The sequence below is a fragment of the Nocardia amikacinitolerans NBRC 108937 genome (genome assembly GCF_001612615.1).
GTDB classification, from domain to species: domain Bacteria; phylum Actinomycetota; class Actinomycetes; order Mycobacteriales; family Mycobacteriaceae; genus Nocardia; species Nocardia amikacinitolerans.
The window spans coordinates 94,333-108,594 of sequence record NZ_BDAU01000011.1 but is presented as its reverse complement, the minus strand read 5'-3'; the positions used below and the strand labels follow the sequence as shown (position 1 = coordinate 108,594).

General features: G+C 63.1%; 9 protein-coding genes. All 9 read right to left on the bottom strand.

The features are described from left to right. Positions 1-13: 13 nt before the first annotated feature. Positions 14-901, bottom strand: coding sequence for a phytanoyl-CoA dioxygenase family protein (locus NAM01S_RS10670; protein ID WP_084482799.1), 888 nt, complete (start codon positions 899-901; stop codon positions 14-16). 57 nt (positions 902-958) lie between these two features. Continuing rightward, entirely contained in the window at positions 959-2,308 is a 1,350-nt protein-coding gene (locus NAM01S_RS10665; protein ID WP_067783202.1) for a cytochrome P450, read from the bottom strand. Continuing rightward, on the bottom strand, positions 2,305-2,760 hold the full coding sequence (locus NAM01S_RS33910; protein WP_084482797.1) for an ester cyclase: 456 nt from the start codon (positions 2,758-2,760) through the stop codon (positions 2,305-2,307). The genes NAM01S_RS10665 and NAM01S_RS33910 overlap by 4 nt, the downstream gene beginning before the upstream one ends. A 19-nt stretch (positions 2,761-2,779) precedes the next feature. Next, positions 2,780-3,049 carry an acyl carrier protein gene (locus NAM01S_RS10655; protein ID WP_067783197.1) on the bottom strand — a complete coding sequence of 90 codons (270 nt, stop codon included), beginning with the start codon at positions 3,047-3,049 and terminating at the stop codon, positions 2,780-2,782. A 59-nt stretch (positions 3,050-3,108) separates the two neighbouring features. Further along, positions 3,109-3,906 carry a cupin-like domain-containing protein gene (locus NAM01S_RS10650; protein ID WP_084482795.1) on the bottom strand — a complete coding sequence of 266 codons (798 nt, stop codon included), beginning with the start codon at positions 3,904-3,906 and terminating at the stop codon, positions 3,109-3,111. Positions 3,907-3,956: 50 nt separating this feature from the next. After that, positions 3,957-4,610 carry a hypothetical protein gene (locus NAM01S_RS10645; protein ID WP_157107688.1) on the bottom strand — a complete coding sequence of 218 codons (654 nt, stop codon included), beginning with the start codon at positions 4,608-4,610 and terminating at the stop codon, positions 3,957-3,959. Between the two features lie 30 nt (positions 4,611-4,640). Further along, positions 4,641-10,892, bottom strand: coding sequence for a type I polyketide synthase (locus tag NAM01S_RS10640; RefSeq protein ID WP_169810835.1), 6,252 nt, complete (start codon positions 10,890-10,892; stop codon positions 4,641-4,643). Positions 10,893-10,965: 73 nt separating this feature from the next. Then, positions 10,966-12,015 carry a 2OG-Fe(II) oxygenase family protein gene (locus tag NAM01S_RS10635; protein WP_067783184.1) on the bottom strand — a complete coding sequence of 350 codons (1,050 nt, stop codon included), beginning with the start codon at positions 12,013-12,015 and terminating at the stop codon, positions 10,966-10,968. A 127-nt stretch (positions 12,016-12,142) separates the two neighbouring features. After that, a complete protein-coding gene (locus NAM01S_RS10630) occupies positions 12,143-13,147 on the bottom strand; it encodes a 2OG-Fe(II) oxygenase family protein (RefSeq protein ID WP_067783181.1) in 1,005 nt (334 codons plus the stop codon). Positions 13,148-14,262 lie beyond the last annotated feature (1,115 nt).

Below are 14,262 nucleotides of genomic sequence, written 5' to 3'. Positions count from 1 at the left end.
CGGCGATGGCGCGTCACGCATCCCACAGCACTGGACAAATCGTGGGATCGCTGTAGTCGACATCCCCATTCGGCAGCTTGCGGCACATCCGATCGTTGGCATACGACTGCAATTCACCTGCTTCGTCGTAAACCCGTTGGTAGCGGTTCAGGTGATCCTGCATGTCGACCGCTGCACCGATCCTGGCCCGCTTACTCAGATTGGCGCCGCTGCCGTGCACCGTCAGGCAGTTGTGAAAACTGACTTGCCCCTTGCGCAACAACAAGGGCACGAATCGAAGTGGCATACCGGTACGTTCGAGCCGGTCCTGCAACAGCGCCGGATCGGCGCCGAAAAAAGTTCGACCGAATCTGAGAGCACGAACGGCCTCCGTATCCGGCCAGCGGTGGCTTCCGTCGATCATCACCACGGGTCCCATGTCCTCGTCACAGTCCTGCAAAGCGATCCATGCGGTCAGCATCTTCGTCGAGGTACAGCTACGCCAGTAGGCGCGGTCGGTGTGCCAACCGATCGTCGTATCGCCGTCTCCGGTCTGTGGTTGCTTGTACACAATGCTGCTCTGCCACAATCTGATCTGGCTCGTTTGCGCCAACCGGGCCGCGATCGCCGCGACTATCGGCTGCAGCATGAAATCGCGGAGGCGGCGATTCGTCAGCGCCACATAGTCGTTGAACCGGATCTGGTGAACCGCACCGGGGGCCCAGTCGTAGAGTTCGTCGATCGCACCTGGCAGTACGTAATCACGCTCCCGGCGGTGATGCGCCTCCAACGCGGCCAACGCATCGTCGACCGCTTCGTCGGTGAACAATCGTGGTGCGATGAACCAGCCGTGCTGCTGATAGAACTCGACATCGTCATCGGAAGGCAGCAATTCCTGTTCAGCTGTTGTCAATTCGAACACCGAATACCTCTCTTCACATCGCGACACGACGCCCGAAAGCCGCGACTCGTCTCAGCTTTATCGACCCGCCCGGCGGTCGAGAACACGCAGATGCAGTCCTCCTGGTACCAATGACACGGAGAGTGGCGGGCGAACGCGCGAACCGGCGACGGTCTGCAACCGCCAGCGACTCGCGATAGTCACCAAGGCCAGAACGACCTCGGTCATCCCGAAGGCTTCCCCGATACACTTTCTCGCCCCACCACCGAAGGGCAAAAAGGCTCCGGGGGACGCCGCGGCGCGTTCCGGCAGCCAACGGTCCGGGTCGAAACGATCGGGTCGGTCGTAGAGGTCGGCCCGCCTGTGGATGAGGTACGGGCTCAGGGCGACAGTGCTGCCGACCGGTAGCTCGTACGGCTCGAGTCTGACCCCGGCGGTGACGATGCGTGTGAAAAACCATGCGGGGGGATAGAGACGCAAGGTTTCGGTGACGATCCTCGTCGCCACCCGCAGCCGCTCCATGTCGCTGTAATCGGGCTGCCGTCCCGCGAGCACGCTGTCGATTTCGGCATGTAGCTGCGCCTCGACCTCGGGATGTTTCGCAAGTAGGTAGAGCACCCACGCCAACGCGGAGGAAGTGGTCTCCGTTCCCGCCACGAAGAACGTCACGACGGCATCGCTGACATCGTCGTCGATCGTGCCGCGCGCGTCGCTCTCACGGTCGTGGACCGTCAGGAGCGCCGAGAGCAGATCACCGTTGTCGATGCCGCTCGCTCGGCGTTCGGCAATGATGTCGTTCATCGTCGTCCGTAAGCGACGATTGGCGTGGTTGTACCGTCGGGTGCCGGGAATCGGCACACGGCTGATCGCGTCGGGCAGCAACGTGCGTTGAAACGTACCGTCGAAGGTGGTGGTGAGATCGCTGATCACCTGATGCAGCACGCCTGCCGGAAGGGTACTGGAGAACATGGCGGCGCCGAATACCCGCGAGGTGATGGTGAACATCTCGGGACAGACGTCGAGGACCTGACCAGAACGCCAACCGTCTACGACGGAGGCTATCTGAGAGGTCATCGTGTGCGCGTAGTCCGCGAGACGTTTCGGATGAAAGGCAGGCTGCGCCAGGCGGCGCTTGTGCCGATGCGTGCTGTGCGTACACGTGGCAACACTTTCGCCCAGCCACTCCCGCTCTCGCTCCAGGAAGAGACCCCCCTTGTCGAAGGTCCGATCGTCTACCAGCACTTTGCGAGCCAGCCCTGGATCACATATCACGACAGCCACTTTCGGACCGAGGCGGATCTTCACGAGGTCCCCGTGTTCGGGCAGCTGAGCCAGAAAGGTGAACGGCTGCTTCAAGAACGGCACGAGATGGCCGATCAAAGGCCGGGCGCCCGGCGCAGTCGGTATCTCGCGGGAGAGCTCTGTCATGAGACGCCTTGTTTCCCTTCATAGCTGCCGGGGCCATCGCCGCTGACGGCACCGACCTGGCGAAGCCAACCGAACCAATCCTCGAGGCCCCAGGATCGAACGACGAGGCCGTCGGCGATCTCGTGGAATTCATGGATCCGGATTCGGACCGCTCTTCCGGTCGCTGGCACACCGAGCCACTCTCCGGCGTGTACGCCGCGCATCTCCCCGCGGACCGCGACCATCCCGTTGCCGTCCTCCCCGCGTCCGTCGACGATCGTCCGCACGACGATCGTGAATCGAGAGAAGGCGTGATTGATTGCGGCGACGAGACTTTCGATCTCGTCACGTCCTGATGCCTGCCCGGATGAGTCGTCGCTCCAGTCGGGGGCCATGACGCCGTCCAGTAGACCGACGTCGCCACTCAAACCGCGGTAAAGAGTCTCGATCAAGTCGTCGACCGATAGCGTCACCCGCGACCTCCTTCCGCTTCTACTGCCTATCCTGCGACGCCAAGAGTTTGTTGACGTACTCGAGCGCGAGCCGTGGAGTCCGGAGAATCTCTACGGTCTCGTTCGGTAACAGGATGGGCATGCGGACATGCCATTCCCGTTGTATTCGTTCTGCCAATTCGATCGTGCCGAGCGAGTCCAGGCCGAGGTCGCTGAAGGGCTGGTCGAGTGCCTTCTCGGTGAGTTCCAGGTCGACTCCCTCACATGCCCGGTACAGCCGACTCAGGTCGTCGAGGACGAACTCTCTCATCAGTGCTCCTTGTCGGAAAAGCGGCGCCGCCTGCGCCTGAACCGGATTGGATGACGAAATCAGCCGACAGTTTCATGACAGGTACACGCGGTGCCGCCGTCGAGGCGCGCGAGGTGTGCCAGGTGGCGCGCAGCGACCCGGATCGCGCACATCGCGACGTGTTGGTAGGTGCCGAAGAAGCCGCTCAACAGGATGCTGGCCGAGCGATTGTAGACTTCATGCCACCAATGATCTGGTACGTAAAGCACATCTCCGGCCCCGAGTTCGACTTCGTACAGACTCTCTTCCGAAGTTCGCGTCGCGGCGGCTATCTCGACCAGCGGTAGGGCCGAAAGGCGCGCCCATGGGTCGTACTTCGTCGACAACGCATCGGCCCGTTCGACGAAACCGGGAGGAGCGATGCGGAAACGCTTGTTCCCGCGGATTACCACCGCGATGTTTCCCAGTAGGTCGTAGTGAGCGCCGGTGCGCGCATCAGCGGGACCCACCCAGACTCCGGGAGGTGGCGAGAACACCCGCCGCGGGAAGAGCTCCTTTCGAGCAGATATGTCGGACCGCAGCTGCGGGAACCACCGCAGCAGGTTGAATTCTTTGAGGTACAAGGATTCCTCGCCGGAATCGTCGCTGGCGAGGAGCTCCATGTACGCTCCCAGCGTCGACTCGGTGAAGTGCGTCGCGGCGCTCTCCCGGTCTCCTCGAACCAATTCGATGGACAGCTCCGGCCGTAGCCTTCCGAGGAAGTGAAATTCCCACCGCTGCACGGCAGGCCAGCCGGCGGCCAGCCCCGGAAAGAACGCAGGTTCTCGCTTGGCGATGTACTCGCTCAACGGCGCGGTCGCAGGTCGTAGCTGCGGCATATTTCCCTTCTCCCCTTCCCCTGCGTCTCGTGCAGTGGCCCGCAACTCGATCAAAGACTCCGATGGATGACGGCCCCGTAGTCGAGGGACTGCGGGTGCGGAAAGTAGTTGGGCTTGAGCGCGATGATCGTCCGGAAACCGTTCAAGTGGTAGTAGCGCAGCTGCCGATCCAGGGGCAGCCCATCCTCATTTGTCGCATAGACATACGACGTGGGCGAACCCTCCGGATTGGCCTTGATCCATTCGCGTAGTCCAGGAACGGTCGACCCCCCGTACAGGTTCCGATAACCCAGTAGTGCCAGTTGCGGCAAGAAGGCGCGAAACAGAGCTTCCGCCGCGCCGGCGCTGGTGCTGGTCAGACTCACGCCGAACAGGCAGTCGGTACTGCCGGGCGGGGGCAATGGCGCGTAGGCGCACGCCCGCCAGCTTTCCGACTCGCGAATCGTCGTCATCGTGACGGGTCGAGCGAACATGGATGCGAGGAGCCTGCCCGCACCCCGCTCGAACGCACCTGCGGCGTGCTGGGGTAGCTGATCGATTCTCTCGAACAATTCCTCCGCTGTCGCGCCCTGTTCGTGGTCCCACTTGGCGCGCTCCATATCCACCAATTGATCCAGATCGGATAACCGAAAGTTTCGAACCTCGATATCGTTTCCGTCGACCGTTCGCGCGGAGACGCGCGGCATGTTGTCGCCTGTTGGCATTTGTTTTCCCTTCGAAAGCGATTACCCCATCTACGGGAGGTCGACGAGCCGGGAGCGACGGTCGTGGTCGAGAACCTCGTTGATGTAGACGGCGAGTCGAGTCGGAGTGGGATGGTCCAGGATGACCGCGACCGTGAGCCGGACGCCGGTAGCGCTGCTGAGCCGAGTGCGCAGTTCCACATTGGACAGCGAGTCGAACCCGGCGTCTCGGAAGGTGCGGTCCGCCGCGAGCGCGTCGGGATCCTGGTGTCCCAGCACGAGAGCGGCGTGGGTACGAATCAAGGTGGTCAGCGCTTTGACTCGGTCGCCGGGTGGCAGCTCGATGAGCTCCGGTCGCGGGAGGTCTTCCGCGGAGGAGCCGGACCCGTCGCCGGCAGACGAAGGCGTGAGTTGTCGAGGCAGATCGGCCAATACAGCTGCGAGCGGCGTACTGGGGTCGATGGGCGACAGCGCCGTCGCGGCGAGAAGAGGCTCGTCCAGCTCGAGTGCCATGTCGAAGATGGCCAGAGCGCCCGCGGTGTCGAGTGGGGCAAGACCGTGCCGGGCGAGACGTGCTCGGTCGGTGTCGTCGAGGTGGGCGGTGAGCGCACTGGATTGCTGCCACAGTCCCCACGCGATGGAGGTGGCAGGCAGGCCGACGCTGTGCCGGTGATAGGCAAGCGCATCGAGGAAGGCGTTCGCTGCCGCGTAGTTCGCTTGTCCGGCCGTGCCAACGACGTTGGCGATCGATGAGTACATCACGAAAGCGCGCAGGTTCATTTCCGCGGTGAGCTCGTGGAGATGTCGCGCGGCGATCGCTTTGGACGACAGAACCCCGTGGAGCCGATCGAGAGTCAGGTCGGTGAACAGACAATCGTCCAAGATCCCCGCGGCATGAACGACAGCGCCAAGAGGGTGGCGCGACGGGATGTTCCGGATCACCGCGGACAGAGCGGCGCGGTCTGAAACATCGCACGCCGCCAAGATGATCTCCGCACCCATCTCACTGAGTTCCTCTGCCAGTTTCCGGGCCTCGGCCGCCTGGTCGCCTTGGCGACTGAGAAGGACGAGATGGCGACAACCGTGCGCGGTGACGAGATGGCGCGCGAGCAATCCACCCAGACTTCCCGTGCCGCCGGTTATCAGGACGGTCTCTTCGGGAACGAGCGAAACGGGTTGCGTCAGAACGAGCTTGCCCGTGCTGTGCCCCTGGCTGAGGTATCGCAGTATTTCCCGCGCGTGGCCGATGTTCCAGGCTTGGACGGGCAGCGGGCTCAGAAGACCGTCTGCGAACAGCGATTGGAGGTGGTCAAGGATTACCTCCACCTGGGATATGGGAAGTACCGCGATGTCGATACTCGCGTAGGTGATTTCGGGATACGCGACGGTGACAGTAGCTGGATCTCTGAGGTCGGTCCTACCCATCTCCAGGTAGATCCCGCCGGGCCGTAGGAGCCGTAGCGAAGCATCGACCGCTTCGCCTGCCAGGCTGCCGAGGACGACATCGACGCCGGTGGCACCGGTGACCTCGTTGAACTGATGCTCGAACCCGAGGGTGCGGGAATCGGCGATCCGTTCTCTCGGGATCCCCATCGCCTCGACGACCCCTTGCTTGGGGAGACTCGCGGTCGCGTAGATCTCCGCTCCGAGCATGGCCGCGATCTGGACAGCGGCCATGCCCACTCCGCCCGCCGCCGAGTGAATCAGAACCCGCATGCCCGGTTTGACCTCCGCGAGCTCGACGAGCGCGTGGTAGGCCGTGAGGAAGACGATGGGCGCGCCGGCGGCCTGGGCATGACTCCAGTGCGCGGGCACAGTGAGCAGGGCACGTCGGTCGACGACGACGAAGGGTCCGTAGCCGCCCGGCCTCGATCCCGCGTGCAGCACCACCGCGGCGACACGTGCACCGAGTTCTACGTCGCCGACCTGCTCGCCCACCTCCACGACTTCACCGGCCACTTCGAAACCGAGTGCGGTCTCGTCGAGGATGCCGAGAGCGACGAGGGGATCACGGAAGTTCACGCCGGTGGCCAGCACGCGGATCCGCACTTGGCCCGGCTCGAGCGGCACGGTGAGGTCGGGTGCCGGTGCGGCGATGACACTGTCCAAGGTCTTGTCCCGACCTCGGACCAGCCTCCATGGTTGCTCGATGGCGGGCGGCCGGAGCAGATCATCGACCGCCGGAGCGAGCCGTGGGACGAACGCCCTCGCGCCGCGCAGCGCCATCTGCGGATGGCCCGCGCCGATCGCGGCGATCATCAACCGGTGATCGAGCGGGCCGGTGTCGAGATCGATCAACTGCAGACGGCCCGGATTCTCGCTCAGGACCGAGCGCATCATGCCTGCGCATGCTGCTCCGATCGCGTCCGGCACGCTCTCGGCGATGCTCGCGCTGTGGGCGCGGCGAGTGACGCAGACTATCAGCGATTTGTCGAGCGGACCTTCGGACAGAAGTGTCTGCGCATCGACCATCAGACGCGAAAGGTGTTCACGCAGTGCGGTTTCGCCTGGCAGCTCGTTCACCTGAGTCGAGGAACGAAGATCGAGCAAGACGACTTCCGGTACGCATCGCCCGTTCTGGAGCGCGAGGGACAACGAGCGGGCATCGGGGTGAACATCCGCGCCCGGAAGGTCACGGCGTGCGCCGACAACCGTCCATCGTGAACAATCCTCTTCCCTGTCGCTGCCCAAATCCACCGGCCGCCAGAGCAATCGGAACGCATGGCGAGCGCCAGTGGCGAGCATCCTGCGAAACCCACGCTCCGTCACCGGACGCAGGAGTAGATCTTGGAAATCCGCGACAGGGTTTCCCTCGGGATCGGTCACCCGAACGTGGTAGCGGTCCTGTCCGGCCGGGCTTATCGTGGCGCGCAGATCGGTGGCCCTCCGCGGCAGTATCCGCGCGGATCCGATCGAGTACGGCAAAACGGTGCCCCGCTCGGATCCGGTCAGCAGCAGAGCATGCAGGATCGAGTCGAGCAGAGCGGGATGAACAGGGAAGCCCTCGGTGTGCGCGCGCTGTTGGTGCCCCGGATGGACTTCGACGTACAGCGTGGTGTCTTTGCTCCACACAGACGTCAGGTTCTGGAAGGCGAAACCGTAGTCGTAGCCCCTGTCTCGTAGCGCGCGATAACCTCCGTCCACCGATACGCGACGACTTCCTCGCGGGGGCCACACTTGCTCCTGTGGGGCGTCCTCGGCATTGCCCGGGGTTTCCGCGGTGACTGTTGTCGCGGCCTCACCATGGCAGCGCCATGGCCCTTTGTCCCCGTGTTCGCGGGAGTGCAGGGTTAACCGTCGGCGGCCGTCCTTTCCCACCGGGCTGCACATCACCTGGATATCGACTGCTGTGTCGGTAAGAAGCAAAGGAGAACTCAGGACCAGGTCCTGCACCCCGCTTCCGCCGGCCCTCGAAGCGCACCAGGCAAGAATTTCGACCGTCGCGGTAGCCGGCACGACGACCCGGTCGAAGACCTTGTGGTCCGCCAGCCACGACTGTTCTTTCACATCGAGGTGGCCGATACACACCGTGCCGCCGTCGAAAAGGTCGGTGGTGGCGGTGAGCAACGGGTGATCCGCAACGTCGAAAGATCCCGCTCGCATAGTCCGTGCGGTACTCGTCGTGGGTAGCCAGTAGGACCGACGTTGAAGCGAATACGTGGGCAGGTCGATCTCGCGGGCACCGGGATACAGTGCCTCCCAATCGACATCGGCACCCTGTGCGTGCGCGGCGGCGATGGCGGCGAGAAAGTCCGCACCTCCTCCTCGCCCGCGCTGAAGCGTGCCAGTGACCCCGGCGTCGATGTCGACCGCGGAGGCGATTTCGGCGATGGCGCCGGTCAGTACGGGATGCGGCGACACCTCGATGAATTGCCGATATCCCGCGGTCAGCGCACGACGTATCGCGTCGTCGAAATGCACAGTCCGGTGGAGGTTTTCGAACCAGTACGAAGCATCCAGACTGGTCGAATCGACGATCTCGCCGGTGGTCGAGGAGATGATGGGCAGCCGGGCTTCACGCGGTGTGATCCCCGCGAGATCGGCGAGTATACGATCGCGCAGCGTCTCCATATGCCGGCTGTGGGAAGCGTAATCCACGGGTAGTAGCCGACTCTCGACACCGTCGTGTTCGCACTGCTGCAGAAACCGCGTCATCGCTTCGGCATCGCCGGCAACCACGGTGGCCGACGGTCCATTGACCACCGCAACCTCGAGCCGGTCGTTCCACCGAGACAGCAATTCCCGCGCGCGATCGGCGGGCGCCACCAGGGACGCCATGGCCCCTCGCCTGTCGACGGCCCGCAGAGCGGCGCTGCGCAGCGCAACCACGCGGGCGGCCCCATCGAGTGTGAGGGCGCCGGCTACATGAGCTGCGGCGATCTCACCTTGACTGTGCCCGATGACGGCGGCGGGAGTAACACCGAGGCTCTGCCACAATTCGGCCAGCGACACGTACATGGCGAACAGGAGCGGCTGGATCACCTCGGCACGCTCGACCGGCGCATTCCGTTCTCCGCGCAACACTTCCATGACGTCGAAGTTCGCGTAAGGTCGCAGAGCCTCGGCGCAGCGGGCCATCGATCGAGCGAAAACGGGCGAGTCGGTAAGCAGCCGGGCTCCCATCCCGACCCATTGCGACCCTTGGCCGGGGAAGACGAAAACCGGACCCGGACCGTGCCTCACTTGCCCCACGGCAACGCCGAGCGGGGCCGGTACCGCTGCCACGGCGAAGGCATCCAGCCTCGCGATCAGTTCCTCTTTCCCGCCTCCGGTGACAACAGCTCGATGCGTCAGAGCGCTGCGCGTGGTGCCCAGCGACCAGCTGAGATCCACCTCGGAGAGGTCCCGCCGGCTCCGCGCGTGCTGAGCGAGCGCCGTGGCTTGTGCGACGAGAGCGGACGGCGACGCCGCATACAGCGGCAACATCGGTATTTGCTGCCGCAACGGAGAAGGCTCGCGCCGGCGCCGGGTCTGACGCCTGACACCGGCGGGCGCGGGAGCTTCTTCGAGGATCACGTGGGCGTTGGTGCCGGTGATCCCGTACGACAGGACGCCGGCGCGACGCGGTCCGGTCGTTCGCGGCCAGGGACGAGGCTGACGCAGCAGCCGCATCCCCCCTGCCGACCAGTCCACCCCCGCGATGGGGTTCTCCACATGCAGCGTGGCGGGCAACCGTTCGTGCTGTAGCGCCAGCACCATCTTGATGAGACCCGCGAGACCGGCTGCGGCCAGTGTGTGGCCGATGTTCGATTTGACCGAACCTACCCACAACGGGTCGTCCGCGGAGTGGTGCCGTGCGTAACTGGTCTGCAGAGTCGCGGCCTCGGTGGCGTCGCCGAGCGGAGTTCCTGGACCGTGCGCTTCGATCGCGCCGATGTGCTGGGGAAGCAAACCGGCGTCGTCGAGTGCGGCATCGATCACCGCCTGCTGCGCACGCCCGTTCGGCGCCTGCAGAGTGGCACTGGCCCCGTCCTCGTTGACCGCGCTGCCTCGGATCACCGCAAGCACCGGCTTCCCGAGGAGTTCGGCCCGCTCCAACGGCATCAAGACCAACGACGCAACACCCTCCGCCGGAGCGAATCCGTTGCCGTCCGCGGAGAACCCGCGCGAGTACCCATCCACCGAGAGGACCCTGTGCCGCGAATATCGTGCCAGCATCGAAGGATCGGAAATCGCGGTGGCACTGCCGACGATCGTTACGTCACACTCACCTGACCGGAGTGCTCGAATCGCCAAGTGCACGGCCACCAGAGCGGACGAGCAGGCTGTATCCACTGTGATGGCAGGGCCGTTCAGGCCAAGGGCATAGGCGATCCTTCCCGAGGTCGCACTCAGCATCGTGCCCATCAGCAGATGCCGTTCCAGGCCAGGGATTCTCGAGCCCGCAAGGCCGTAATAGCTGTCGGTCGCCCCGACATAAACGCCGGAGCGGAGACTGCTCAACGACCGTGGGCTCAAGCGCGCACGTTCCAGCGCCAGCCAAGAACTTTCCAGCAGCATCCGTTGTTGCGGATCCATCGAAGCGGCCTCGCGCGGGCCGATCCCGAACAAGGTGGCATCGAAGTCGCCGATATTCCGTAGGAAGCCACCCCGTTGGATATACGTGGATCCCTCGACGGACGGGTCCTCGTTGTACACGCGACGAAGATCCCATCCGCGTTCCGTGGGAAGGTCGAAGGAGACGTGTCGTCCTTCGGAAAGAATCTTCCAATACTCATCCGGATCATCGGCGCCGGGGAAACGACAGTCCATGCCTACGATCGCAATCAATCCGCCCAGCCCGGAGTCTCTGTGGTCAATCATGGCACCATTCATTCATCGCGATTACGCACAAGCTCGAACCGAATGTCAGGAAGAGATCTCGCCCGGAACGCGTCTATGCGTCGTAGTCCACATATTTGCCGGCCAGCTTCGCCATGAAGTCCTTGGCGCCGATGGGGCTGTACTTCGGGCTGCAGCCCGGCCAGACCTCGAGAACCGAAGCTTCGCGGGGCAGAACGAGATAAGGAACAGAGATCCGGGACACCGCCCGGTGCCCGGGCTCCCGGGGCGCGCACACACGATGCGAACACGACCGAAAACGATCGTTGCTGACCATTTGGAGCCAATCGCCGCTGTTCAAGATCATGGACCCCTCGGGGGCGGTGACCCTGCTCCAGGTTTTGCGCTGAGGGTGAAAAACCTGTAATCCCTCGATCGGATTGGTCGGCAGCAAGGTGATCAGGCCGTAGTCTTCGTGGGTCATGAAACGACCAGGGTTCTCGGCACCACTGTCTCGGCCTTCGAAGGCCGGGTAGTGGTTGATCCTCAGCACGCCATTCGGTGGTGAGAGTTCCTCGTCGTAGATCGACGGATCGATGTTCAGATACCGGAGCAAGGCCCGCACGAGCGGGAGAGTCAATTCCTCGCACGCCTGCCAATACGGCCGCAACCCAGCTTCGAACTTCTCATCCGGCCAGAAGGTCAAGGCCTTGTCGTAGTCCTCGCCGGGCAGACGGAAGGAATCGCGAAAGAACTCCCACGCTTCCACGGCGTTCGGCCGCGTCGGTGTCCACTGTTGGACCGCGAAGTACCCACGACGGAACGCTCCGCCGTACACGTAGTCCGTCGCGGCGAATTTCAGCTTCTGCTCCTCGGGCACCGAGGTGAACAGTTCCAATGCACAGGCATCGGTGGCCCGAAGCGAGTCGGTATCGATTCCATGGTTGATCAATATCGCGAGCCCGGTATCCTCCATGGCTCGACCGAGCATATCGACGAAGCGCCTCTGGGCGGTCGCATCGCCTTTCAGGTCGGACATATCACAGACCGGCGCGGCGAAACTGTCGTCGAACACGTCGTCGGGGCTTTCCTCGAGCGTGTAGTCGAGGTCTTTGTCCACCACCCCGAACTTGCGGAGTTCCTTGTTGACATTGTCGATATCCACGTTGTCCCCTCCAGAAGAATTAGCGCCGTCAACGGGCGATGATTTTGCTCGCTGCGTCGAGTGGGCAAGACAGTCCGGGACCTTTCACCACCGAGCTGCCGGTACGTCGATCCGAGCGCCGAAGATCTCAGCGGTCCAGATACCTGGCTGCCAGCCTCATCATGAAATCCCGGCCACTGATGGGCTGATATTTCGGCTGGAAGCCCGGCAATACTTCCACGATCGACGCTTCGTGTGGATGAACGACATACGGAATGGTGAGGCGCGGCACGGCCCGCTGGGCGCGGTCGCGAGGCACGCTGACGCGATGGGTGCAGGAATGGAAATGGTCGTTGCTGATCATTTTCAGCCAGTCGCCGCTGTTCAATACAAAAGACCCGGCCGGCGCACGGAGCCTGCTCCACGTCTTGTTCCGAGGGTGGTAGAGCTGAAGTCCCTCGACCGGGGTGGCCGGCAGCAGCGTGATCAAACCATAGTCCTCGTGGGCGATCACACGGCCCGTCTTTCCGGAATCTGCCTCGGCATCGTCGATCGGCGGGTAGTGATTGAACCTCAGCACGCTGTTCGGTGGAGAAAGTTCATCGTCGTACAACGAAGGGTCGACGCCCAAATATCGGAACATCGCGTGCACGAGCGGAAGCACCAGCCGCTCACAAGCCTGCCAATAGGGCCGCAGCGCGACTTCGAATCGCTCGTCCGGCCAAAAGGTGAGAGCCTTTTCCGCATCTTCCCCCGGAATACGGAAAGCCGCTTTGTCGAGTTCCCACGCTTCTACCGAATTCGGCAGCGAAGGCGTACTTTCCTGGAGCGGAATGTACCCCATCTGTAACGGCTCTCCGAAAGTGCAGTCCGACGCGACGAACCTCAGCTTTTGTTCGAGGGGCGTCGTCGTGAACATCTGCAGTGCCGCGTCTGCGGCTCTCGGAAGAACCGCTTCGGCTCCGTGGTTGATCAAGATAGCGAGTCCGACGTCCGCCATTGCCGAGCCGAGTCGATCGATGAATCGAGCTTGTGCCGCCGCATCGCCGTCGAGGTCCGAGATGTCGCAGACTTGCGGCTCGAAACTGTCGTCGAATACATCGTCGGGGCTTTCGACAAGCGAATACTCGAGATTGTCGAGATCGTTCTCCACGACGGCGAATTCTGTGTCTTTTGTATCGGATTTATTTGCACCCACGCGAGCCCCCTACAAGATGTTCGATCAGGCGTCCGGGCAGTGATCCACTCGGTGGCTGGATAAGCTCGAGAAAGATCATTTAAGGTGGAACTACTGCGTAGATCAAGGTTGCCTGACCACAGATACGCTGTCAATAGCCACCGTACAAGTGACAAGGTGCGAAGAATTTGCTGTGCCAAAGGCTATATTTCAGCAATCGAACTATCAAGTCGGACAGGTCGTCCGGTCGGTAAGCATTTCTCGATGCACAAGGATTCGCAATCGGGCGAACGCAACCAGCGTGCCGAGTATCGTCGCCGGCTGCTGGCGCGCAAACGTCCACCGACCCGGGCATACATGGCAACGGCTGTCGCGTCACCGATCCGTTGCCATTTCTCTGTTCAGGCCAGCAGTAGCCGAGTCCAGGCGTTGGTTTCCGAGACTGGACAATCGTCGAGAAGTTCGACGGCTCGTGTGGGCGCAGGAAAACAATAGCGATTCGTCCCTCCATACCCTGCTGAGCAGAAGGTGCCCGGCTATCAGCGCTGGGGCGAGGAATGCCGTTGTTATCGTGCGATAGGTGAACTCCTGCTTCGTCGTAGTTATCGTTGGTATTGATGTGCGACTTCGCCAGGAGGCGCGGTCGGAATGCCATCCGATGGTGACCTCGCCGCCCGACGTGTTGGCGAGACAGGCAACTCGGCGTCACCTTCACCTCGGTGGTGGGCATCGACGACTGCCCTAGCGCTCGCTCGCCATGGACCATTCTACGGCGATAGGCCTTGCGGCAGTGGACATTCGGCCATACGCAAGCCGAACCCGGTTTCGCCAACGTCCACAGGTTGGCCCGAAAGTTGCTGCCGGAGAGTGGTTTTCGCGCCGGAAGGGTGCGGTGGCCGGAGACTATCCGCGATCGGGTGCGATCGCCGCCGGGTCCTCGCTCCGCGGCTGATTGCAAGCCCTCCGCCCGTGTGCCCCTGCCGGACAGCCAGACTCGCGAGGTCTGCAGGAGCGACTGGACCGAGATCGGCGTCGACGGCGACCCGGCATGGCGCCGCTCAGGACGCGGCGATCTCGTCGCCCCGCGGACC

What these genes read in the sequence shown, in the direction of transcription:
- NAM01S_RS10665 (WP_067783202.1), bottom strand. Translation starts at nt 2,308, where the DNA reads ATGACAGAGCTCTCCCGCGAGATACCGACTGCGCCGGGCGCCCGGCCT.
- NAM01S_RS10655 (WP_067783197.1), bottom strand. Translation starts at nt 3,049, where the DNA reads ATGAGAGAGTTCGTCCTCGACGACCTGAGTCGGCTGTACCGGGCATGT.
- NAM01S_RS10650 (WP_084482795.1), bottom strand. Translation starts at nt 3,906, where the DNA reads ATGCCGCAGCTACGACCTGCGACCGCGCCGTTGAGCGAGTACATCGCC.
- NAM01S_RS10645 (WP_157107688.1), bottom strand. Translation starts at nt 4,610, where the DNA reads ATGCCAACAGGCGACAACATGCCGCGCGTCTCCGCGCGAACGGTCGAC.
- NAM01S_RS10640 (WP_169810835.1), bottom strand. Translation starts at nt 10,892, where the DNA reads ATGATTGACCACAGAGACTCCGGGCTGGGCGGATTGATTGCGATCGTA.